Annotated in this window: 22 protein-coding genes; 14 read left to right on the top strand and 8 right to left on the bottom strand. The window is 35.6% G+C overall.

Annotated features, from left to right (window positions below; translation table 11 throughout):
• Window positions 1–36 precede the first annotated feature (36 nt).
• Both BN2144_RS02275 and BN2144_RS02270 read right to left on the bottom strand, forming a co-directional pair.
• Entirely contained in the window at window positions 37–570 is a 534-nt protein-coding gene (locus tag BN2144_RS02275) for an NADPH-dependent FMN reductase (protein WP_033826767.1), read from the bottom strand.
• A gap of 287 nt (window positions 571–857) precedes the next feature.
• Window positions 858–2417, bottom strand: coding sequence for an ABC-F family ATP-binding cassette domain-containing protein (locus BN2144_RS02270; protein ID WP_033826724.1), 1560 nt, complete (start codon window positions 2415–2417; stop codon window positions 858–860).
• A gap of 132 nt (window positions 2418–2549) precedes the next feature.
• Here BN2144_RS02270 and BN2144_RS02265 point away from each other — a divergent pair, with 132 nt between their 5' ends.
• From BN2144_RS02265 to BN2144_RS02245, 6 genes are all read left to right on the top strand, one after another.
• Window positions 2550–3191, top strand: coding sequence for an SIMPL domain-containing protein (locus tag BN2144_RS02265; RefSeq protein ID WP_042337490.1), 642 nt, complete (start codon window positions 2550–2552; stop codon window positions 3189–3191).
• Between the two features lie 175 nt (window positions 3192–3366).
• Window positions 3367–4581, top strand: coding sequence for a DUF819 family protein (locus tag BN2144_RS02260; protein ID WP_033826723.1), 1215 nt, complete (start codon window positions 3367–3369; stop codon window positions 4579–4581).
• A gap of 396 nt (window positions 4582–4977) precedes the next feature.
• Window positions 4978–5100, top strand: a complete 123-nt coding sequence (locus BN2144_RS20565) for a hypothetical protein (RefSeq protein ID WP_268258018.1) — start codon at window positions 4978–4980, stop codon at window positions 5098–5100.
• 166 nt (window positions 5101–5266) lie between these two features.
• On the top strand, window positions 5267–6322 hold the full coding sequence (locus tag BN2144_RS02255) for a Delta(5) desaturase DesA (protein ID WP_033826722.1): 1056 nt from the start codon (window positions 5267–5269) through the stop codon (window positions 6320–6322).
• 96 nt (window positions 6323–6418) lie between these two features.
• On the top strand, window positions 6419–7525 hold the full coding sequence (locus tag BN2144_RS02250) for a sensor histidine kinase (protein WP_033826721.1): 1107 nt from the start codon (window positions 6419–6421) through the stop codon (window positions 7523–7525).
• A 132-nt stretch (window positions 7526–7657) separates the two neighbouring features.
• Window positions 7658–8257, top strand: coding sequence for a response regulator transcription factor (locus BN2144_RS02245; protein WP_033826765.1), 600 nt, complete (start codon window positions 7658–7660; stop codon window positions 8255–8257).
• Between the two features lie 149 nt (window positions 8258–8406).
• Here BN2144_RS02245 and BN2144_RS02240 read toward each other — a convergent pair whose 3' ends face one another.
• The 3 genes from BN2144_RS02240 to pflB form a co-directional block, all read right to left on the bottom strand.
• The gene (locus tag BN2144_RS02240) at window positions 8407–9027 is read right to left on the bottom strand and encodes a DUF3298 and DUF4163 domain-containing protein (RefSeq protein WP_230199686.1); all 621 of its coding nucleotides are present in this window, start codon (window positions 9025–9027) and stop codon (window positions 8407–8409) included.
• Window positions 9028–9134: 107 nt separating this feature from the next.
• Window positions 9135–9878 (bottom strand): pyruvate formate-lyase-activating protein, encoded by a 744-nt coding sequence (pflA, locus tag BN2144_RS02235; RefSeq protein WP_033826720.1) that lies wholly within the window; start codon window positions 9876–9878, stop codon window positions 9135–9137.
• Window positions 9879–10103: 225 nt separating this feature from the next.
• Entirely contained in the window at window positions 10104–12332 is a 2229-nt protein-coding gene (gene pflB / locus BN2144_RS02230) for a formate C-acetyltransferase (RefSeq protein WP_033826719.1), read from the bottom strand.
• A gap of 435 nt (window positions 12333–12767) precedes the next feature.
• Here pflB and BN2144_RS02225 point away from each other — a divergent pair, with 435 nt between their 5' ends.
• The 3 genes from BN2144_RS02225 to BN2144_RS02215 all read left to right on the top strand — a co-directional run bounded on the left by BN2144_RS02225 (window position 12768) and on the right by BN2144_RS02215 (window position 15899).
• On the top strand, window positions 12768–14102 hold the full coding sequence (locus tag BN2144_RS02225) for an oligosaccharide flippase family protein (protein WP_033826718.1): 1335 nt from the start codon (window positions 12768–12770) through the stop codon (window positions 14100–14102).
• A 272-nt stretch (window positions 14103–14374) separates the two neighbouring features.
• Window positions 14375–14875 (top strand): hypothetical protein, encoded by a 501-nt coding sequence (locus tag BN2144_RS02220; protein WP_050632176.1) that lies wholly within the window; start codon window positions 14375–14377, stop codon window positions 14873–14875.
• 334 nt (window positions 14876–15209) lie between these two features.
• Window positions 15210–15899 (top strand): TerC family protein, encoded by a 690-nt coding sequence (locus BN2144_RS02215; RefSeq protein WP_033826717.1) that lies wholly within the window; start codon window positions 15210–15212, stop codon window positions 15897–15899.
• Window positions 15900–18121: 2222 nt separating this feature from the next.
• On the opposite strand, the gene BN2144_RS02210 is transcribed toward BN2144_RS02215, so the two are convergent.
• Window positions 18122–18436 (bottom strand): YbjQ family protein, encoded by a 315-nt coding sequence (locus tag BN2144_RS02210; RefSeq protein ID WP_033826716.1) that lies wholly within the window; start codon window positions 18434–18436, stop codon window positions 18122–18124.
• Between the two features lie 246 nt (window positions 18437–18682).
• Here BN2144_RS02210 and BN2144_RS02205 point away from each other — a divergent pair, with 246 nt between their 5' ends.
• A complete protein-coding gene (locus BN2144_RS02205) occupies window positions 18683–19060 on the top strand; it encodes a DnaJ family domain-containing protein (protein WP_033826715.1) in 378 nt (125 codons plus the stop codon).
• A 100-nt stretch (window positions 19061–19160) separates the two neighbouring features.
• Window positions 19161–19919: a type I methionyl aminopeptidase gene (gene map / locus BN2144_RS02200; protein ID WP_033826714.1), complete on the top strand. Its 759-nt coding sequence runs from the start codon at window positions 19161–19163 to the stop codon at window positions 19917–19919.
• 201 nt (window positions 19920–20120) lie between these two features.
• Here map and BN2144_RS02195 read toward each other — a convergent pair whose 3' ends face one another.
• A complete protein-coding gene (locus tag BN2144_RS02195) occupies window positions 20121–20345 on the bottom strand; it encodes a DUF1128 domain-containing protein (RefSeq protein WP_033826713.1) in 225 nt (74 codons plus the stop codon).
• 262 nt (window positions 20346–20607) lie between these two features.
• Here BN2144_RS02195 and BN2144_RS02190 point away from each other — a divergent pair, with 262 nt between their 5' ends.
• The 3 genes from BN2144_RS02190 (at window position 20608) to BN2144_RS02180 (ending at window position 22496) form a co-directional block, all read left to right on the top strand.
• Entirely contained in the window at window positions 20608–21078 is a 471-nt protein-coding gene (locus BN2144_RS02190; protein WP_033826712.1) for a low molecular weight protein-tyrosine-phosphatase, read from the top strand.
• A gap of 102 nt (window positions 21079–21180) precedes the next feature.
• On the top strand, window positions 21181–21489 hold the full coding sequence (locus tag BN2144_RS02185; RefSeq protein WP_033826711.1) for a YtxH domain-containing protein: 309 nt from the start codon (window positions 21181–21183) through the stop codon (window positions 21487–21489).
• Window positions 21490–21659: 170 nt separating this feature from the next.
• Window positions 21660–22496, top strand: a complete 837-nt coding sequence (locus BN2144_RS02180; RefSeq protein ID WP_033826710.1) for a YihY/virulence factor BrkB family protein — start codon at window positions 21660–21662, stop codon at window positions 22494–22496.
• A 170-nt stretch (window positions 22497–22666) separates the two neighbouring features.
• Here BN2144_RS02180 and BN2144_RS02175 read toward each other — a convergent pair whose 3' ends face one another.
• The gene (locus BN2144_RS02175) at window positions 22667–24589 is read right to left on the bottom strand and encodes a heavy metal translocating P-type ATPase (protein ID WP_033826762.1); all 1923 of its coding nucleotides are present in this window, start codon (window positions 24587–24589) and stop codon (window positions 22667–22669) included.
• Window positions 24590–24600 lie beyond the last annotated feature (11 nt).

Genomic DNA, 24600 nt, shown 5'->3' with positions numbered 1-24600 from the left:
TGACATAGGTACCATTTTACTTAACTGGTATCCCTTTTAAGATTGTCCCCCTAATAGTTTATTAAGCTCTTTAGCAAATTGAACGATTCTCCATTTTATCCGATCATCAACAATTTCATTTTCTTCATTAAAACTACTATCTGGTATAAATACATTACGTGAAGGTACAACGCCTCCTAAAAATTGAATAATCGGTCTTAGTTGATATTCAGCTACTAGAAAATGTTTCTCGGAACCGGCTGTAGACATGTAACCGACAATTTTGTCACGGAAAGCATGCTCGGGTAACAAGTCCATTAGATTTTTTAAGCTTCCAGGTATTGATGCTTGATAGATGGGAGTACCGATAATAATACAGTCGGCTTTTCCTATCGTTTTCACAACGTGTTGTGTATCATCGTTATAATATGCTAGAGGGAATCCCCTCATGAATTCAATTTCATAATCCTTTAAATCAATAAGTTCAGTATCTATTTGCTGATTTTCTTGTTTGATCGCATGAATTAATTCGTAAACCATCTGTGATGTTTTATGCCCGGCGAGTGTGCCAGAAATACCAATGACTTTCATCAATAAAATTGCCCTCCTTTTTTTAGCTCAATATTGATATGATCAGGGGCATATAATTCCTCATTCAATTCATATACAAAGACTTATATTCAGTATATGTCTCCATTTTCTAAAATTCAAATTTACCAGATTGCACAAATATCACTCTGTTAAAGCGGATGGGGAGGAGGATGAAGAGTAAACATTTTTTGCAGGCATAAAGATAGGAAAATGAATACGTGTATGATCAATAGCGTAGGGCATCGAGAAGTCAAAAATACGACTTTCTAGATGCCCCTTTTTCGATTTTAATACACTTTCATTGTCCATGTTTCGCCATTCCATACGTCAGTTACGATATCCTGATAAAATTCGGGTTCGTGGCTGATAAGTAAAATGCTCCCTTTATATTCTTTCAAAGCACGTTTCAGTTCTTCTTTTGCATCTATATCAAGATGGTTTGTCGGTTCATCGAGTACAAGAATATTCGATTCTTTATTGATTAATTTACATAGGCGAACTTTTGCCTTTTCTCCACCGCTAAGCACATCCACTTTGCTTTCAATATGTTTTGTTGTTAAACCACATTTTGCAAGGGCAGACCGAACTTCATACTGAGTCATATGTGGAAACTCATTCCAAATTTCATCAATACATGTGTTTGCATTACTATTTTTAATTTCTTGTTCAAAATAACCGATGTGGAGGTAGTCACCAAGCTCGACTTGTCCAGAGATGGGTTTAATTTCACCAAGAATACTTCGTAAAAGTGTCGTTTTCCCAATTCCGTTAGCACCGACAATGGCAATCTTTTGCCCACGCTCCATTTTTACATTCAATGGTTTCGAAAGTGGCTCCCCGTCATATCCGATAACTAAGTCTTTTGTTTCAAATATCACTCGACCCGCTGTTCTTGCTTCTTTAAAATGGAAAGATGGTTTTGGCTTTTCACCTGCTAGTTCAATTACTTCCATTTTATCTAGCTTTTTCTGACGCGACATGGCCATATTTCTCGTAGCGACCCGTGCTTTATTCCGTGCGACAAAATCCTTTAATTCGGCAATTTCCTGTTGTTGTTTTTTAAACGCAGCTTCTAATTGTTGTTTTTTCATTTCATAGACACGTTGAAAATCATCGTAATTACCGACATAACGTGTTAGTTCCCGATTCTCCATATGATAAATTAAGTTAACAACACTATTCAAAAATGGAATATCGTGGGAAATTAAAATAAACGCATTTTCGTATTCTTGTAAATAACGTTTTAACCATTCAATATGCTGTTCGTCTAAATAGTTTGTCGGCTCGTCTAATAACAAGATGTCTGGTTTTTCAAGCAATAGTTTTGCGAGCAGTACTTTTGTTCTTTGCCCACCACTTAAATCATGAACATCGTGATCGAGTCCAATATCTGTTAAACCAAGACCCCGCGCTACTTCTTCTACTTTGGCGTCGATTAAGTAAAAGTCATTATGGTCAAGCAAATCTTGCATTGTACCTGTTTCTTCAAGTAGTGCTTCCAGTTCTTCTGAGGAAACTTCGTCCATTTTTGCAAATAAAGTATTCATTTCTGTTTCTATATCAAATAAGTATTGAAAGGCACTTTTTAAGACATCACGAATTGTCATTCCTTTTTGTAGGACAGCATGTTGATCTAAGTAACCAACTCGAACCCGTTTTGCCCATTCTACTTTCCCTTCATCCGGATGCAATTTCCCTGTAATAATGTTCATAAAAGTGGACTTTCCTTCACCATTTGCGCCAATTAGCCCGATATGTTCTCCTTTTAAAAGGCGAAATGATACATCTTCAAAAATGGCCCGATCACCGAAACCATGACTTAATTTTTCAACATTTAATATACTCATATAGCACTCCTTTTAAATTCCCATGCATTATTTATGTCCTTAATTATACCGATAAAATGAGAACACGGGTAGCAGGAAATTTTAACAAAATGATCTAGATAAGAATAAAGATAGTTGAGGGGGGAATGAGAGATGTATGCTTATCAACCGAATCAAAAAATGATTACTGTGACAGGTGAGGGGAAAATTGCTGTTGAGCCGAATCTTGCCATCATTACGATGGGAATCGTGACAGAAAATAAATCGTTACAAGCTGCGCAATCTGAAAATAGTGAACGCTCAGCAAAAGTGATTCAAACATTATTTGCTCAACAAATAAATCGAAATGATATTCAAACGGTTGAGTATCGAATTGATCGTTTGTATGATTTTGTGGAAGGAAAACAAGTCTTTCGTGCTTATGAAGTCAGACATTTGATAGAGGTTAGAGTCAGAGATATTTCCCAAATTGGCTCCATTGTTGACTCAGCTGTTACAGCAGGAGTAAACACAATAAATAATATTCGATTTGATTATGAAAATAAATCAGCGAGCTATGACCAAGCATTGCGCTTGGCATTAAAAGATGCACAAAGAAAGGCGAATGTGATTGCAAGTGAGGCTGGTGGAACATTTCGACCAATACCAATTGAAATAATGGAAGGAAAGCAAGGGGTAGTACCGGTACCATTTCAAAGTTTTGCAACAGAAAAAGTAGCTGGAGTGAGTACACCAATTGAACCAGGTACAATGCAAATTGAAGCTGCCCTCATTGTGAAATTCATGTTTGGATAAGATGAAGTCGATATATTTTTACCGGATATTTATTCAGATTTCGCCTCAATAGTGAAAATTAGTAGGAATTGATTTTGACCTAACGAGACTTAAGCGTTTTCTTGTCGATATGGTATAATAGTATCTGTTGAATTTATCGTACATGTAGGAAAAGATAATGTAGGGAATGAAGCACATGGAAAGTTTGATTCGGTCTGATGATACGTGGTTACTATGGGCATTTTTAGTTGGGTGGGCTGCAATAAGTATTTATTTGGAACAAAAGTACAAATGGGCAGCAAAAATAACTGGAGCGGTTATTGCGTTAATCGGGGCATTAGTCTTAGCAAATCTAAAGATAATCCCAACGTCTGCTCCAGCATATGATGTAGTCTGGAATTATGTTATTCCACTCGCGATTCCTCTATTGTTATTTCAAGCGAATTTGAAAAAGATTTGGAATGAGAGTGGAAGATTAATTATTATTTTTCTTATCAGTTCGATTGGAACCGTCGTTGGCGTTTATATCGCTTTCTTGTCGTTGAAAGGGATGGTTCCTTATTTAGATAAAATTGGTGCAATGATGACAGGTTCGTACATAGGTGGAAGTGTAAATTTTGTCGCATTGGCAAGTAAATTTGAAGCTCCTGGTGAAATGGTGTCTGCTACTGTTGTTGCCGATAATTTAATGATGGCTATCTATTTTTTTATATTTATGGCAATTCCTACGATTGGCTTTTTCCGAAAGAAATATCGGACACCGTATGTTGATGAGGTAGAAAAAAATCGCAGTCAGGGAAAAGAAAATGAGGCAGCAAACTATTGGAAGGCAAAGGAAATTTCGTTAAAGGATATTGCATTTGCTTTTGGTAGTGCCTTTATGATTGTCGCGGTGGCATTTAAGCTTGCGGAAACTTTTGATCACGTTATTCCAGAAGGACGATCATTCGTCACGACGATTCTAAATGGGATTCTTGGAGATAAGTATTTAATGTTAACGACGATTACAATCATTGTTGTGACATTGTTTCCAAAGTTTTTTGAGCGTATCCGTGGCTCACAGGAATTTGGTACGTTTCTAATATATATTTTCTTTGTTGTCATTGGTGTTCCTGCATCGATTCCACAATTAATTGAAAATGCACCGTTGCTATTAGTGTTTGTTTTTATTGCAGTGATGGTAAATATGCTTGTAACGCTTGTCGTGGGAAAGGTCTTTAAGTTTAGCTTAGAGGAAATTATTATTGCTAGTAATGCAAATATCGGTGGACCGACTACTGCTGCAGCGATGGCGATTGCTAAAGGATGGACAAACCTAATTGTACCTGCCGTATTAGCCGGAACACTTGGTTATATTATCGGAAATTATATTGGCAGTATGATGGGTTATCTTTTCAGTGGGATGATGTAATGTTAAATACGTTTAATAGCTATATAAAAGAAAAACGCCTGTTAATAAACAGGCGTTTTGATGCGTTTTGCGGCAAGGACCGTACGACCACATTCGTACGTTTATATATCCATTGACTTACGCAAATTAGCTCATCGCTTTACTAATATAACATGCACGGTAAAAACATACAAGGATGAAAAAAGTGGTAATGAGTAAGTTACACGATAATTACATCAGGTAAAGTAACACAAAGCAAGACAAATATGAAAAAGACTATCTAAGATGTGATTAAAATGGTAAAATAATGAATCATACAACTATTAAATAAAAAGGGAACTGGTTATTATTAAGAAAACATGTTTATGGTTTATCATTCCAATTGGTATTGTGTTTTTACCTTTCACAACACAATTAATGGCACCATTCGGATTAAAAGAAGTTGTATCCGTCATACTCACTTCATCTATTCTAGGAAGTGTGATTGGAGCAGTTTTATTTGCTTTAAATTTTCTTTTTCATGTTTTAACAGATGAATGAATGGAATGCGATTTAAAAGTCAGGAACTTCTTGAACAAGATATTGCACCGGCTGATTAGTTAGTATATGACAATTGTCATACTCAATTACTGACACTTATGTCTTATAAATAGCTCAGTGTTCGCCTAAAATATTGTTAAAGAACTTTGAATTTTAGGAGGAATATATGAGCAAAGATAAAGAAAAACAGGTGCAATTGAGAAAAAGTGTCTCCCCTTTTGCGAAGTCTGATACGAGAGCGAGTATGATTCAAATCATTAATTCTGTGGTTCCATTTTTACTTCTGTGGTTCCTTGCTTATAAAAGTTTATCGGTTTCTATTTGGCTGAGCTTATGTTTTTCGATTATCGCTGCTGGATTTGTTGTACGAATCTTTATCATTTTTCATGACTGCACACATATGTCTTTTTTCAAAAATAATAAAGCCAATCGTCTTGTTGGAACAGTAACAGGAATTATTACCCACTTTGCTTTTGAAAAATGGAAACGTGACCATTCAATCCATCATGCTACGAGCAGCAATTTGGATAAACGAGGAACTGGCGATATTTGGATCATGACCGTCGAGGAGTATATGAAGGCACCACTCTTAACTAAAATAGCATATCGGCTTTACAGGAATCCCATTATTTTATTTGGATTAGGCCCCTTCTATCTTTTCTTAATATCCAATCGATTTAATCGAAAGGGCGCAAAACGAAAAGAGAGATGGAATACGTATATCATTAATGTTTCTATTGCGATGATTTACGCATTATTAATTTGGGCAATTGGTTGGCAATCGTTCCTAATCGTTCAAATTCCAATTATGTTCATTGCAGGAGGATTGGGGATTTGGTTATTTTACATTCAGCACACGTTTGAAGATTCCTATTTTGAAAATGAAGATGAGTGGGATTATGTAAAAGCTGCTGTAGAAGGAAGTTCATATTATAAGCTTCCAAAAATATTAGAATGGATAACGGGAAATATTGGTTATCATCATGTTCATCATCTCGCTCCGAAAATCCCTAATTATTATTTAGAAGAAGCACATGAGTCGACTCCACCATTACAAAAAGCAACAACAATAACAATAAAAACTAGTTTGAAATCCATACGATTCCGTTTATATAATCAAGAGGATCAATCATTTGTAAGCTTTAAAGAGTATAAAGAAATCATGAGGAGAAGAACAGCACATTTGAAACTGAATAATAATAGGACAAAATTTCAAGAGTGAAAGTTCCCCTCCATGCTCCCTTCTAACTAGCAAAGAAGGGTATTTTTTTATATGATAATATAGTATGAATAACACAATAATGAGGGGGAGTCTAACCTGGAAAAATGGTATCAAATATTTTCAAATAATACAGGAATTAGTATATACGCTTGGATTATCTTTTGTCTTCTTCCTTTTTATTTTGTTATTATTTCATCAACACCTGGTGAAATTTTCACAGGAATACTCATGATTATTTTATTTTTCACAGCATATCGACTAGCCTTTATAAAAAAAGGGTGGACGGTTTATGTATCTGTTTCAGTTGAAATTGTATTGAGCATTCTGATGACATTATACTTTGGCTATGTGTATTTTTCACTTTTTCTTGCCTTTTTTATTGGAAATATACAAGGAAAGGCTGGTTTTATTACATTATACGTTATTAATTTAGTTACAACGATTGGCTCTGTAGTCGCTGGGTTTTTCTTACAAAAACAAATTTTTATCTCACAGATACCTTTTATTGTTATTAGTGTTGTCGGAGTTATATTATTGCCATTCATTATGTACAATCGAAATAAACGAGAACAACTAGAGAAAAAGTTGGCTGATGCGAATCAAAGAATTTCACAGTTGATGGTCATAGAAGAACGAGAACGAATTGCCCGTGATTTACATGACACGCTTGGACAAAAGCTTTCACTCATTGGATTGAAGAGTGATTTAGCAGGAAGGCTGTTGGAAAAGAATCCCAACCGGGTGAAAAAGGAAATTAATGATATTCATCAAACCGCACGGACAGCATTAAAAGAAGTTCGTGATATGGTATCTGTCATGAAGCGTACGAAGCTAAAGGAAGAAATTATCCGAATTCAGCAGATGATTGAGTCAGCGGAAATGGAATTTAAGATTGTTGGAAATGTAGATCAAATTTCCATGCCTTTATTTGTTGAACATGTATTGAGTATGTGTTTAAAAGAGGCGGTGACGAACGTTGTAAAGCATAGTAGAGCGACGACCTGTGAGGTGGAAATTACCCAAACAGGAAGTGAAGTATTGATTTACATTCGTGATAATGGAATCGGTATTCCGCAAAAACTGGATTCTTTATCCGGTCACGGTATTTTAGGGATGAGGGAAAGGCTCGAGTTTGTTAACGGATCCTTAACCATTGATCATAATCATGGCACAGTTGTAAAAATCGGGGTGCCAATCATATAAAGGCTCGATTAAACGATTGTATTTTTACGTTAGACGCTTGTATATGTGACATCTGTGCCAATCGTATGAGGGCGTTAAAACAATCGTATGGTAGGTAGTATAAAAATTTCAGTAGCGGAGGGAGAAGATACTTTGATACGAATTGTAATTGCTGAGGACCAAAGATTATTATTAGGAGCTCTTGGTTCTTTATTGGATTTGGAAGAAGATATGCAAGTTGTTGGGATGGCACGAAATGGGGAAGAACTATTAAAATTAGTTAGGGATCTCAGACCAGATGTGTGTATTATGGATATTGAAATGCCAGTCATGAGTGGTCTTGATGCTGCTGAACAATTAAAAAATGATTCTTGTAAAGTCATTATATTAACAACTTTTGCAAGAAGTGGATATTTTGAAAGAGCGAGGAAAGCAGGAGTGAGTGGATATTTGTTAAAAGATAGCCCAAGCGAGGAATTGGCGAATACGATTCGGGTCATTATGGGAGGACGGAGAGTATATGACCCAGAGTTAATTGAAATTTCCTATAGTGAAGATAATCCACTAACAGCTAGGGAAGAAGAAGTACTTAGACTGATTGCAGAAGGAAAGAACACGCAGGAAATTGCTAAGTCTTTATTTATAACAACAGGTACGGTTCGGAATTATGTATCTGTCATTTTTGATAAATTACAAGTAAGTAATCGGATAGAGGCGATTACGAAGTTTAAGGAAAAGGGCTGGTTTAAGTAGAGAGGTTCGGAGGTGGTTATTGATGCACTTCGGTAGGGGAGATTTTCTTGAGGATAACATACTGGATTAAAGCAGACTCCAGCGTCGCAATCTGAATTACGACCGCTTAAAGCCACGCTCTCCGCGTCACAAAGCAATCACAACAAACATCAGGTCCCCAGAATCATTCTTCCTAATGGTCCATCTTCTACAACCATATCTTGCAAATCATAAACAGAAATAGGGAACATAGGAATGCCGTAAACATATGGGACTAAATCATAAAGTTGAAAATAAATAACAAGTGATTTATCCGCAATATAGAATTCTTGATCTGGCTTAATTTTATTAAATTCACTTAAGGTAGTCATATCCCGCTTAGTAATTTGTTTCTTAATTAAACGCGATATACGTCTGACATAATCGCAATCAGGCTTGAATAAGTCTGCGAGTTTGTAACGTTTACCACTTTTTGTATTAAATGTTAGGGATCGTAAATACGTCATTCCGTGAGCGGCATGATCATGATACGTATAATTGGAAAGAGTAAGGCTTAAAATATCTCGCTGATTATTTTTAATTTCAAAGTGACCAATCATTTCGACTACGGGAGAGGTCATTTCGCTAAATTGTTTGTTAATCAATTCCTGACATACTTCCACAATCGAATGATTAATCAATAATTCGACATTGTGACTTTTTAAATCATGAATCATCGGATAGTAAATAATAATATTTTTACTCTTTTGTACCATTTTCGTGGTTACAGTAACGGGAAAACTTATCGTCAATTTTTTCATTCCTATCGATTGTTTTATGTATTCTATTCAAGTAATGGGAAAAGTGTAAATAAAAAAGCAGGGGGGAGACCTGCTTTTTGAAGGGGGTATTTATTAAGTTAGTTCCGTACTAATGCTGTATTTAATATTTTCTTTGCATTATCAACACGCTCTAGGGAAGGGGGTTCAACGCCATTTAATTTGTATTCAAGTCCTAAATTTTCCCATTTATAAACACCGAGTTTATGATAAGGAAGGACTTCAATTTTTTGGACGTTGTTGAGTGTTTTGATAAAATCAGCAAGGCGGTAAAGGTCTTCATCAAAGTCGCTTAGCGTAGGTACAAGTACGTGTCGAACCCAGATAGGGATATTCTTTTCAGATAAATATTTAGCAAAATCAAGAATATGCTCATTTGGCATACCAGTAATGAATTTATGCTTTTCACTATCGATATGCTTTAAATCAAGTAAAATTAAATCCGTATATTGCAATAGCTCATCGAGTTTTTCCATAAATTGTGGTCGACGATTAAATGGTCCGCCTGAGCTATCGATTGTTGTATGAATACCATGTTTCTTACATTCTTTGAAAAGTTCAATTAAAAAGTCAATTTGAAGGAGAGGTTCACCACCACTAACGGTAATTCCACCGCCACTTGCTTCAAAGAACGGAAGATAATCAAGGACATCATCCACGATTTCTTGAACAGTCATTTCTTTCCCGTTACCAATTTTCCAAGTGTCTGGATTGTGACAAAATTGACATCGAAGTAAACACCCTTGTGTAAATACAATATAACGTAATCCCGGTCCGTCAACAGCACCAAAAGTTTCAACTGAATGAATTCGACCTGTTACCATTTTGCATCCTCCTTGCTTTTAAAGAGGAGGAGGGAAAGTTAATTAGAAAGTTTTCTCTCCTCTTCATTTGAAAATTGTCTAGATTTGACTCCTAGAAAGGTGTGGACTTCGATCGCCTTCACGTCGATAAGTCATCATCGACTCGGTCCTCGTCGTGATTCCTTTATCTCGTTACGGGCTCACTCCAGTCCCCCCATTTCTAAACAGTCGCCTCCACTATTCTTTTTACATACTTTCGTGGAACGTACGATTGATTACATCGATTTGTTGTTCACGAGTTAATTTAATAAAGTTTACTGCATATCCAGATACACGAATTGTTAATTGTGGGTATTTTTCAGGATGATCCATCGCATCTAATAATGTATCACGGTTTAACACGTTGACATTGATATGATGACCACGTTTTGTCATATAACCATCAAGCATACCTACAAGGTTACTTACTTGAACTTCGTCTTCTTTACCTAATGCTTTTGGTGTTACAGTGAATGTGTTAGAAATACCGTCTAATGCATCTTCATATGGTAATTTAGCAACAGATGTTAATGATGCAAGGGCACCCTTTTCGTCACGACCATGCATTGGGTTTGCACCTGGTGCGAATGGTTTACCAGCTTCACGACCATCTGGAGTGTTACCTGTTTTCTTACCATATACAACATTAGAAGTAATTGTAAGAACAGATTGAGTTGGAACAGCATTACGGTACGTATGATGTTTTCTAATCTTTCTCATGACTTCTTTAACGATCCATACGGCAATTTGGTCAACACGGTCATCGTTGTTACCATATTTAGGGAAGTCGCCTTCGATTTCATAATCAACAGCTAAGCCGTTTTCATCACGAATGGTTTTAACTTTTGCGTATTTAATAGCACTTAAAGAGTCAGCTGCTACAGATAGTCCAGCGATACCACATGCCATTGTTCGTAAAACTTCACGGTCATGAAGAGCCATTTCTATACGTTCATAGCTATATTTGTCATGCATGTAGTGAATAACATTTAAAGTATTTACATAAAGTTCGCATAACCAGTCAAGCATACCATCAAATTTTTCCATAACTTCATCGTAATCTAGGTATTCAGAAGTAATTGGAGCAAATTTAGGTCCAACTTGTTGTTTGTACCGTTCATCGACACCACCGTTAATTGCATAAAGTAAAGCTTTCGCAACGTTCACACGGGCACCGAAGAATTGCATTTGTTTACCAATTCTCATAGCAGATACGCAGCAAGCAATACCGTAGTCATCGCCGTAAATTTCACGCATCATATCGTCATTTTCATATTGAATTGCGCTAGATTTAATCGACATTTTAGCAGCATATTTTTTGAATGCATCTGGTAATTTTGTAGACCAAAGAATGGTTAAGTTTGGTTCTGGAGCTGGTCCTAAGTTATCCAATGTGTGTAGGTAACGGAAAGAAGTTTTTGTTACCATTGGACGACCATCTAAAGCAACTCCACCGATTGATTCAGTTACCCAAGTTGGGTCACCAGAATATAATTCGTTGTATTCAGGTGTACGAGCAAATTTGACAAGACGTAATTTCATAATGAAATGGTCAATCATTTCTTGTGCTTCTTGTTCAGTGATGACACCATTTTTAAGATCTCTTTCAATATAAATATCAATGAAAGTAGATGTACGTCCAAGACTCATTGCTGCACCGTTTTGTTCTTTAATTGCAGCAAGATAAGCGAAGTACAACCATTGAATCGCTTCTTTTGCATTTGTTGCTGGTTTTGAAATATCATAACCGTAAGAAAGTGCCATTTGTTTTAATTCTTTTAACGCACGAATTTGTTCAGAGTATTCTTCACGATCACGAATAACATCATCAGTCATTGTGCGGTCGCCAATGTATAGTTTTTCTTGTTCTTTTTGTTGAATTAAGAAATCAACACCGTAAAGTGCGACACGACGATAGTCACCGATAATCCGTCCACGTCCATAAGCATCTGGAAGTCCTGTAATGACACCAGCGTGGCGAGCAGCTCTCATTTCTGGAGTATAGGCATCGAATACACCTTGGTTATGCGTTTTTCTCCATTCAGTGAAAATGTGTTCAATTTCTTTATCAAGTTCAAATCCATAAGATTCAAGAGCTGTTTTTGCCATGCGAATACCACCAAATGGCATTAACGAACGTTTGAAAGGTTTGTCTGTTTGGAAACCAACGATTGTTTCAATGTCTTTATTTAAATAACCAGGGCCATGAGATGTAATAGTAGAAACAACTTTTGTATCAGCGTCTAAAACACCGCCAGCTTCCCGTTCTTTTTTCGATAATTCCATTACTTGATCCCAAAGTTTTGTAGTTGATTCTGTAGGACCTACTAAGAAACTTTCATCACCTTCATAAGGAGTGAAGTTTTTAATAATAAAATCACGGACGTCAACTTCTTTTTGCCATTTACCAGGTTTAAATCCTTCCCAATGAGTCATTTGTAATGCCTCCTAAATTAAATATAGTAGAGTTTGCTCACTACTGAACAAAGTCATGTAAAAAAATTACTGTAACAGGTTAGTGATGAAATATGGTACAGATGTAATGGTGTTTTGTAGTGAGCAACCTTTCTATCGTTAGAATACCACGTTATTGGCTAAATGCAAAGGGTTTTTTTTTACAAAAATGTGATAAAGTAATGTTTTACACTATAGTTCACATAAAATTCACAAATCAGAAAACGTTATCTGAAATACATAAGAATGTATGTTTGTGCTACAAAAAACAAGTGATTATTTTTGAACTGTATTAATATATTGCACTAATATTTTTTAAGCTTGTCTCATATGAATGGAATATGATATTTAGTTGGCGATGTAGGTAATAAGCGGGACATTCGTCGGTAAATAATCCGAATTAAAAGGGGCTATTGTATGAGTGTGTTTTTGAGAGGAACATTATTATTGGCTGCAACTGCTTTTATAACGGAATGCATAGAGTTTTTAATAAATCTTACATTGACGAAAGAGCTAGGTGAGTATGGAATTGGTCAATATATGTCAGTTCTACCGGTTGTAGGGTTGGTCATGATTGTTGCAAGTTTTGAACTCCCTATCTCTATTTCAAAGTTTATCGCTGAAAAAGATGAAAAGTACCATTTTACGATGTTAAAGTATGCATTTAAGTTGTCCGTCATTTTTATTTCAGTACTATTAGCTGTTGCCTCACTTATTTTTACTATATTTCCTTTGTTTAGTGATATTCATCCATTTGTGCGTTGGATTATTTTATTGCTCGTTCCCATTATTTCAATTTCTTCTATTGCACGTGGATATTTTATGGGTGTACAGAAAATGGGCCAAATTGCTGTTGCAAACTTACTTAGAAGATGTACACAGCTCTTTATTTTAGTTTTTATCTTTCAAATGTTTAATTTTCAATTAGAAGTTTCGATTATTGTTGCTATATGCTCATTAATTGGCGGTGAGTTACTCATTTTTATTTATTTAATTAGTGCCTATGTTTTGCAATTTCGTTATTTGAAAAAGCGTCCACATGTTAATCTCCCAAGGAATCAGCTAACAAAAAGTTTAATGAGTGTTTCTTTGCCGACAACGACCATGCGTATATTTCACTCAGTAACCCATGCAATTGAGCCATTTCTGATTAAGTATACATTAGTCATTGGCGGATTATCAATAAGTGAGGCAACGGAAAATTTTGGTATTATTTCCGGCGTGGCAATGACAATTGGTTTTTTTCCTGCATTTATTGCCCATTCTTTAACAGTAGCTTTAATACCTAGTGTATCTCAAGCAAATGCAAATCGAGATCGAAATAAATTATTACAGCTTTTAAGACAAGTCATTCTATTGACTTCGTTATATGGAATTCCAGTGACGTTTATATTTTACTATTTTGCTGAACCTTTAACAGGGATTTTCATTGAATCAACTGTTGCACCTTATTTTTTACAATTGTTATTGCCATTTTTTTTGTTACATTATTATGCCATTCCATTACAAGCTTTTTTAATTGGAATGAACATGGTGAAAGACGCGTTTATCCATAATATTTTAGCGACCATTGCCTCTTTTATCATGATGTTTGTTATGGGGTCGAATGGAAAGTATTTAATGGACGGAATTATTGTAGGGATGAACTTTGGAGCCGTTTTGTTAATGCTACTACATTATTTGACGATTTGTAAAAAAATTGGCATCTCTCCGTTGTCATTGCGTAAAGAAGAAGTGTCGTACTTGAACTAAAGAGTACGGCATTTTCTTTTGCTAGCGCGAAAAAAATAGAACAGTTGGAGGGGGCATCACTGTAGAGGAATCTTTTGTTATTATGATAAAACAATAGAATGGAGACTAAGGACAGAACGAGCATTCAAACCAGCTACAACTATCCACTAGAGCAAGTTTAAAGCCACTAAAAAAATGACGCCTCCCTTTCCAAAATTCCTGAAATTTATATAGTAAGAGTGCTACCAATTAACTATAATGAAAAGAAAAGTATTTGAGAGGGGCTTTAGAACTTGAGGAAAGTAAGTTGGAAAAGTCTAATAACAATATTTATTTTTGTAGTTCTTTCTGGTTGTAGTAGTGATGTAGTTGATGGAGACCGTCATCTAAGTAGGAATATTCATGAGACAATGTCGAATTACATAATTGAAAAATACGCAACTTCCTATCCTGAAACGGATAAGCAGTTTGAAGTTCATAAAGTTTATGGTACAAGTGAAAGTGATGGAATTTTGACTGTTTATATGTGGTCCTTATTTGGTGGATATAATAAAGAAACTGGATTGGAGGAACAATGTGGTCATTCCCTACCTGCCGTTATTCGTTTAAAAAATGACTCAGGCGAATATAAAGTTATTGATTATAAAGAACCAAAAGATGGAAGTGAGTATCTAGCATCAATAAAAAAACTATTCCCTAAAAAATATATAAAATACATTCATCGAGATGCAGGCAATGTGAAGGAGCTTCAGAAAGAAATGGATAAGAAAGTAGAAAAATGGTTGAATAAATAATTTACAATGAAAATGTATTGGCTTGAAACTGGTGGAGAGTATGTTGGTTGAGTAACTAAAAACTGTTACGTATACCTTTCTTTTGTAGTGAGATATTATTAGTAATTCCAAGTTATTCTTTTGTATTTTATTATTGAACGAAAAGAAGTAAAGGGATAAAATAGGTTTAGTGTAAAAAGGTTATTACTTCCAATTTAATGTTGAAATATAGTGTCTTATTACACTCCAATAAAAAAACTGGTTTCCCCTTCCACCATTTAATCTATTTGGAAGGACAAGCCTAGGTTCTTTGTGAATATTTTATCAAAAACTGGAAAAGAAAGAAGGTTTAAAGTTGGAACTTGCTTGGTCTGCGGCAACAATTATTGCCGTTTTAAAAATAATAGCAATTGATATCATACTATCTGGAGATAACGCGGTTGTCATCGCAATGGCAACACGGAGATTACCAGTGGATAAAAGAAATATTGCTATCGGTTGGGGAACAATTGGTGCGGTCATTTTACGGATAGTGTTTGCAAGTATAATTGCTTTACTCTTAGGTATTCCATATGTTCATTTCGTTGGTGGCTTATTACTATTATGGATTTCCTATAAAGTATTAGTGAATCATGAGGATAGTAAAGATGTGAAGGCGAAAGATACAACATTACAAGCTATCGGAACAATCATTATGGCCGATGCGGTTATGAGTTTGGATAATGTTGTAGCGATAGCTGGTGCATCAGGTGGACATATTGTATTAATTGCGATGGGTGTCCTCGTTAGTATCCCCATTATGATTTTCGGTTCAAAATTAATTGTCCGTTTAATGGAACGGTTTGCTATTGTTCCTTATATCGGATCAGCAATTTTAGCATGGACAGCCAGTGATATGATTACGGGTGATGAACGGATTGCTGCTATGTTTCATATAGAAAAAGGTCCATTCACTTATGTGTTTGCTGTCATCGTCACTGCGATTGTATTAATTCTCGGGTATATTAGCAATAAAAAATTTGGACAAACAAGTTCGAGTCATTAATGGGTAGTTGTTAAGGAAATTTCTTTTGGTTGCTTCCAGTTGAGGGGCAACCTTTTTACTTATAAGGAACTATTTTTTATAAGCCATTTTTTGCAAGCTTCGGATAATTCGGGAATATAGAGAGGTTCTATAAGCCCGTTTTCGTGTAGTTCGATAAAATTTGGGTTCATAGAAAGCTTCTATGAACCATTTTTCGTGTAGTTCGATAAAATTTGGGTTCATAGAGAGGTTCTATAAGCCCGTTTTCGTGTATTTCGATAAAATTTGGGTTCATAGAAAGGTTCTATAAGCCCGTTTTCGTGTATTTCGATAAAATTTGGGTTCATAGAAAGGTTCTATAAGCCCGTTTTCGTGTAGTTCGATAAAATTTGGGCTCATAGAGAGGTTCTATAAGCCCGTTTTCGTGTAGTTCGATAAAATTTGGGTTCATAGAAAGGTTCTATAATCCCGTTTTCGTGTAGTTCGATAAAATTTGGGCTCATAGAGAGGTTCTATAAGCCCGTTTTCGTGTAGTTCGATAAAATTTGGGTTCATAGAAAGGTTCTATAATCCCGTTTTCGTGTAGTTCGATAAAATTTGGGCTCATAGAGAGGTTCTATAAGCCCGTTTTCGTGTATTTCGATAAAATTTGGGTTCATAGAAAGGTTCTATAAGCCCGTTTTCGTGTAGTTCGATAAAATTTGGGCTCATAGAGAGGTTCTATAAGCCCGTTTTCGTGTAGTTCGATAAAATTTGGGTTCATAGAAAGGTTCTATAATCCCGTTTTCGTGTAGTTCGATAAAATTTGGGCTCATAGAGAGGTTCTATAAGCCCGTTTTCGTGTATTTCGATAAAATTTGGGTTCATAGAAAGGTTCTATAAGCCCGTTTTCGTGTAGTTCGATAAAATTTGGGCTCATAGAGAGGTTCTATAAGCCCGTTTTCGTGTAGTTCGATAAAATTTGGGTTCATAGAAAGGTTCTATAATCCCGTTTTCGTGTAGTTCGATAAAATTTGGGCTCATAGAGAGGTTCTATAAGCCCGTTTTCGTGTAGTTCGATAAAATTTGGGTTCATAGAGAGGTTCTATAAGCCCGTTTTCGTGTATTTCGATAAAATTTGGGTTCATAGAAAGGTTCTATAATCCCGTTTTCGTGTAGTTCGATAAAATTTGGGCTCATAGAGAGGTTCTATAAGCCCGTTTTCGTGTATTTCGATAAAATTTGGGTTCATAGAAAGGTTCTATAATCCCGTTTTCGTGTAGTTCGATAAAATTTGGGCTCATAGAGAGGTTCTATAAGCCCGTTTTCGTGTAGTTCGATAAAATTTGGGTTCATAGAAAGGTTCTATAAGCCCGTTTTCGTGTATATCGATAAAATTTGGGTTCATAGAAAGGTTCTATAATCCCGTTTTCGTGTATTTCGATAAAATTTGGGCTCATAGAGAGGTTCTATGAGCCTGTTTTCGTGTATATCGATAAAATTTGGGTTCATAGAAAGGTTCTATAATCCCGTTTTCGTGTATTTCGATAAAATTTGGGCTCATAGAGAGGTTCTATGAGCCTGTTTTCGTGTATATCGATAAAATTTGGGCTCATAGAGAGGTTCTATAATCCCGTTTTCGTGTATTTCAATAAAATTTGGGCTCATAGAGAGTTTCTATAATCCCGTTTTCGTGTAGTTCGATAAAATTTTGGTTCATAGAGAGGTTCTATAATCCCGTTTTCGTGTAAAACCCAGGATTTTTGGTTCATAGGGAAGTTTTAAAAGTATGTTTTTAAATTTGATGATTCGTGGAAAGTAGTATCTTCTTAACGGGTTCTTTTTTTGTAGATGATCGTATGAAAACACATTAAAATAGAGGATTTCTAACTAAAACGAGCATAAAAATTAGCAAAAAGAGGCTGGGATAGAACTATATTCTCCCTTGTAAGCGGCGAATAAATTCTTTTTAAAATAACAATATGTATAAGAAACCTAAACAATTACGAAATTCTAATTAGAAATGCATATGATCGTTTAGGTTTTCTTTTACCTGAAATACCTTTGTCCCAGCCCTGTTTATCATTTGTTTTCCCGGAGCAATTAATTGAGGAAATGATAGCTAAAGAATAATATGAAAGCAATGATAATCACTGAAAAAGTTGAAAAAAACGCAATTCCGACGTGATATTTTGTTTTTTTTTATAAGCGATATTGAATGCATGCATGGATTAAAGATTTACATATCCGGTTTTTCGCGTATATTAACGGACAACGACAGCTGTTCCTGTTGCGATACACATCATCATGCCTTCGCGTAGAGTTTCAAAATCCAAATCCACACCAATTACTGCATTAGCCCCTAACCGAGCTGCTTTATCGGTCATTTCACGAATCGCAATTTCACGACCTTCCGCTAATTTGTTTTCATAAGCGCCTGAACGACCACCAATTATATCCGTGACACTTGCAAGAAAATCCCGGACAACATTGGCACCCATAATTGCTTCTCCAGATACAATTCCTTTATATTCAGCAATCTCGTGTCCTTGTAATGTACTTGTAGTAGATACAATCATGACAATCCCTCCAATAATTTTATTAACTTGTAATACGGGCATGTAGTAAATTAGTTTCAACTAAGGTTCTTTTTTTATGAAAAAAATTAAAACGTAATTATCCCTACTTTCCTAATCATTAATTATATCTTATCAAATGAGTACCAATCTTTGGTAATAAATATGTAAGCTGTAAACATTATTTTTACATAAGAGTTTGTTATACTTAAAAAAGAGTTTTCTTGAAATAAGGGGGGGTTGTAGAGTATGGATTTGTTTTGGCAAATTGCTGAGGAAAAAATTAAACAGGCGTATCGGGATGGAGAATTTGAAAATTTAAAAGGATATGGAAAACCACTGAAGTTAAAAGATGATTCAGGAATTCCGGAAGATTTACGGATGGCGTACCGAATTTTGGAGAGCGCTGGATATACCGAAGAAGAATCCCAATTGAAAAAGGAAATCATGACCCTAGAAGATTTAATGAAAAACTGTGTGAATGATGAAAAACGGAAAGAGTTCATGCAAGACTTATCGAAAAAGGTGCTACAGTATCATTCTTTATTGGCGAAAAAGCGAATTCGTACAAACTCATCCATCTTTAAAAATTATCAAGAAAAGATCGAGGAACGGTTGTTAAAATAAATTGGGTACAAAGTTCCCTCGGAAACTAGAACAAAAAGGGAAATAAGAGTACAATAGAATATTGAGAGTAAATGAATGAGTAATTGAAGGCGGTGTAAAAATGATTGTATTAAAATCAAAACGAGAAATTGAAAATATGAAGGAAGCGGGTAGACTGCTTGCTTCTGTCCATAAAGAAATTGCAAAGATGATTAAACCAGGTGTATCTTCTTGGGATATTGAAGTTTTTGTTAATGAGTTTTTAGAGAAACATGGTGCAACACCAGAGCAAAAAGGATACAAAGGGTATAAATATGCAATTTGTGCCAGTATTAATGATGAGATTTGCCATGGCTTCCCGAGAAAAACAGCGTTAAAAGATGGGGATATCGTAACAATTGATATGGTTGTTAATTTAAATGGTTCGCTAGCGGACTCTGCATGGTCTTATGGTGTTGGTGAAATATCAGAGTTAAATAAAAAATTACTAGATGTAACAAAAACAGCATTATATAAAGGGATAGAACAAGCTGTACCTGGCAACCGGATTGGTGATATCGGTCATGCGATTCAAACTTATGTTGAGGCTGAAGGGTTTTCTGTCGTTCGTGAATTCATTGGTCACGGCATTGGGCCATCGATTCATGAAAAACCGGATGTACCTCATTTCGGCTTACCAGGAAAAGGTCCGCGAATTAAAGAAGGCATGGTCTTTACGATCGAGCCAATGGTTAATGTTGGCAAATATTTGTCAAAAATGGATCCAAATGGATGGACGGCACGAACCATTGATGGAAAAAATTCAGCCCAATATGAACATACACTTGCAGTAACGAAGGAAGGTACATTAATTTTAACCGACCAAGATGATTTAGATTAAAACATGAAAAACGAACCCCTTCACGTAAAAAAGTGAAGGGGTTTTAATTTTGTATAAGCAATTGAAGGAATAGCTACAGTGCAACAGTTTTCTCCGAAGCAGAGTAGTCGAATACATTTTGTACAAATCCCGAGTATATTCGATAAAAAAGTCGCCGCTTTATAAGAGAGCCCTTTATTTTAAGGTTATAAGAAGACTCACTTACTTTTTACGTAATGAACCTAATTCTTCTGCAATTGCTTGTCTTTCACTTGGAGAAAAATGATCCCGTTTCATGACAAGTTCATAAATATCATGTAAATCCTCATATTTTTCTTCATCAAATTGACTTGCTTTCATCACTTCAGCATTTATAAAATTCAGCTTATCCGAAATTTTCCCAACCATAAAATTCATATTTTCTTTACTTTTAATTGATAAGTCCATATCCATCGCCCTTTCTTAATAATAAAATTTTCATGATAAAAAGCTTATCTTTTCGCTATTCCATCTTTCTTAAAGTATAAGCACTAAAAGAAGACTCCGATGGTAATTCATCGTAGCGATCAATAAATTATTCATTTGTCTCGACCAAGTACAAGCCTCTAATCAGCAAGTTTTCTTTATCTTATCACAGCTTGTGTCCAGAAGAAACGATTTTTTGCTATAATGCAAAGTAAGAGGGAAAACATGTGAAGAGGTGATATTTGTGATTCGTGTATTATTTGTTTGTTTAGGAAATATTTGTCGGTCACCAATGGCTGAAGCGGTTTTTCGTGATCTCGTAGAAAAAGAAGGGTTAAAGGATCAGTTTATCATTGACTCAGCAGGGCTAGGTGGCTGGCATGTCGGTCAAGGAGCTCATAAAGGAACAAGGGAAATTTTAAAAAAGTACAATATATCCGGAGAGGGCTTAGTTGCAAGAAGGATGAGTCAAGACGATTTAGATGCGTTTGACTATATTATTGCGATGGATGATGAAAATATTGCTGGTATTGAGCAACTTCGAAAGGAACATCAGCAAGCACAAGTTGCTAAATTGTTAGATTTTGTCCATGATACGGATGTGTCAAATGTACCAGACCCGTATTATACGGGAAATTTTGAATACGTGTATGAACTTGTAACAAAAGGATGTCAGTCCCTTTTAGAAAAAATAAAGCAAGACCATCATTTGTAAAACGTCAATGGCTCCTAGATGTTGATAGGGATAAGTAGAACGACCTGTATAAAAAAGTACGTAAATAAGCTGTAAAATTAGGAAGATAGGTAGGTGTTCTTCATGGAAAATAACAAATTTCTAAAAGGTATTCTTTATGGTGCAATAATCGGCGGTGCGGTTACTCTTTTTGATAAGGAAGTTCGTAAACAAGTATGTAATCAGGGGAAAGTATGGGCTGGTGAATTGAAAGAAATCATTACGAATCCAGGTGAGACTGTTCAACAAATTCAAGGTCAAGTTCAATCGTTCAAAAACAGTATCCAACAAATTAATGAAGATATGAAATTTTTAGCTGAAAAAGCTGTTGAAATGAAAGAACTTGGTGGACAAGCAATAAAGACATTTGTTGAAAAGGATATGGAGGAATAATCCAGTGGTTTTTCTGTGATTTTTTGTTAAATGGTCACCCAGAAATGAAATGGAAAAAAACTTAATTAATGACCACTGCCGTTTTTTTATATTTCTATGTAAAACCGTATATATTATAAAGTACAAGTTTATGAACAACTATCATGTTCCGAAATAAATTAGGTGATTCAATGAATAAGTATAAAATGAGTTTGAATTGGTTTGTTGCACTGTTCAAACGAATTGTTAATCATGATGTATTTGGTTACTCTGCTCAGCTTGCATATTTCTTTCTACTTTCATTATTTCCGTTATTAATTACGTTGTTTTCGATACTTCCTTTATTGCCTTTAAAGACAGAGGATGTTTTATATTTTGTAAGTGATTTTGCCCCTGGGGAAACATTATCATTTATAGACTCAACGTTAGACACCATAATGGCAAGTCATAGTGGTGGATTATTATCATTTGGTATTATCGCAACATTGTGGGCTGCATCCAATGGGATGAACGCGATTATTAAAGCTGTTAATCGTGCTTATGAAATAAAAGAGGACCGACCGTTTTTTATTGTTCGGGGTTTATCCGTTCTACTTACGATTGTTATGATTATTGTTTTTATCATTGCATTATTATTGCCTGTTTTTGGTAAGCACATTGGGATGTATATATTTTCAAAATTTGGCTATACTGACCAGTTCATTCATAGTTGGAATACGTTGCGATTCGGTGTTAGTTCACTTATTCTTTTCATTGTTTTTAGTGCAGTCTATTTTCTAACCCCAAACCAACGATTAAAATGTGCGACCGTTGTTCCAGGGGCAATTTTTTCAACAATTGGCTGGATCATTGCTTCTATTGGCTTTTCCTATTACGTAAATAATTTTGGGAATTATACGTTTATGTATGGAAGTATTGGAGTCATAATTGTATTAATGATTTGGTTTTACATAACAGGAGCGGTAATCATTATTGGTGGCGAAATAAATGGTTTAAATGAAAAAATGAGAAAGAATAAATGTGAATGAAGGATCAACGAGCGTGGAAATCACTCGAGAATAAATGGAAAAATCTAGTGGGGCAACATCATCATTGCTAGGGAAGTGGAGAGTAACGAAATAATATGTGGAAAAAGAAAAAGCTGTCCTTTAGGTGACAGCTTTTTCCAGTAGGAGATTCATCTCGTTTCATTATAATTTTATGATTTTAGCAGTCTTAGTCCATTTAAAATAACGAGTATTGTACTACCTTCATGTCCGATGACCCCTAAAGGTAAGTCAATGGATTGAAAAAAGTTCGAGAAGACTAATAAAATAATAACACCGATTGAAAACACAAGGTTTTGTTTAACAATTCGGTTCATCTTTTTCGACAATTGAATTGCTTGGGAAATTTTCGTTAAGTCATTCTTCATTAAAATAACGTCCGCCGTTTCCAGTGCGACATCTGTTCCTTCTCCCATCGCAATTCCAATATTTGCTGTAGCTAAGGCAGGTGCATCATTAATCCCATCACCAACCATCGCTGTCCGTCCATATGTTTCTTTAATTTTACGAATTTCGTTTACTTTGTTTTCAGGTAGACATTCATCTATATACCGGTCGATCCCAACTTCCCCGGCAATGGCTTTTGCAGTATTTCCATTATCTCCCGTAAGCATAATTGGTTCAATGCCAAGCCCTCGTAAAGCAGCAACGGCTTGGAGCGACTCTTTTCGGATCATATCTTTTAATGCAATCATCGCTACAACTTGTTGGTCTCGTTCAACAAATGCAAGGGTGTTTCCATTGCTTTGTAGAAATTCTACGGTGGAAAGGTCAAATGCGGTTTCGAGATTGCCATCCATAAAGGCACGTTTTCCGATTTTCCATACATGATTATCGATCGAAGCTTGAACACCCCAACCACTGACATCCTGAACAGAATCGATATTGATAAGTTCATATTGTTTAGTTGTCGCATACCGTACGATTGCTTGTGCTAACGGATGATTGGAATGTTTTTCAATCGATGCGACGATTTGTATAATTTCCTTCGTCATACTTAGGTGGTTCGGACTAACAATGAATTGCGTAACTTCAGGCTTCCCTTTTGTTAATGTCCCCGTTTTATCAAAAGCAATGGCTTGAAGATTGCCCAAACTTTCTAAATGTGCTCCCCCTTTAAAAAGAATTCCTTTTTTTGCTCCATTTGAAATAGCTGATAGAGTTGCTGGCATAATGGAAGCGACAACAGCACAAGGAGAAGCCACAACAAGTAATACCATAGCTCGATAAAAAGTTTCGTTCCAACTCCAATGTAACAAATAGTGGGGGAGGAGGAGCATGAGTCCGACCATAATAAGAACAATTTTCACATATGTTCCTTCAAAACGATCAATAAATTGTTGTGACGGAGATTTTTCACTTTCCGCATTTTGTACAAGGGTAATGATCTTTTGAAATAATGTCTCACTACTTGGTTTTGTAATTTCTACAGTAATAGATCCACTAACATTAACCGTACCAGCAAACACTTCATCGTCCATTCCTTTACCAACTGGGATGGATTCACCTGTAATTGCTGCTTGATCAACATTCGTTCTTCCTTTTACAATAAAACCGTCAGCAGGAATTCGTTCACCTGGTTTCACTAAAATATGGTCACCAATTTGTAGTTGTTGAACATCGACTTTAATCTCTTTTCCATCCTTTAAAAGCCAAGCTTCTTCCGGTTGTAATTCCATTAAAGCAGAAATTTCCTTTTTACTTTTACTCATCGTATAAGACTCGAGGGCTCCACTTAAGGCGAAAATGAAAATAAGTATAGCCCCTTCTTCCCAATATCCAATGACGGCAGAACCGATGGCAGCTAAAATCATTAGTAATTCGACGTTTAAAGTTCTATCTTGAATAGTTTCAGTGATTCCTTCTTTTGCCTTGAAAAATCCACCAATTAAGTAAGCGGAGATGAAAAAGAAGATAGAGGCCGTTGGATAGTCCATTTTGGCTAAAGTCCATCCAGCTATAATAAGAACTCCGCTAATAATCGCAAAACAAAGCTCAGTGAGTGGTTCAATTTCAGTTAATTTTTCTTTTATCGACTTTTTCTCTTTGTTAGAAACTTTTTTTTCGAGACTCATATTCAGTTCCA

Origin of the sequence: Bacillus andreraoultii, assembly GCF_001244735.1 — a bacterium.
GTDB lineage: Bacteria > Bacillota > Bacilli > Bacillales > Caldibacillaceae > Caldifermentibacillus > Caldifermentibacillus andreraoultii.
The sequence above is the reverse complement of the archived record's forward strand: the minus strand, read 5'-3'. Positions and strand labels throughout refer to the sequence as shown.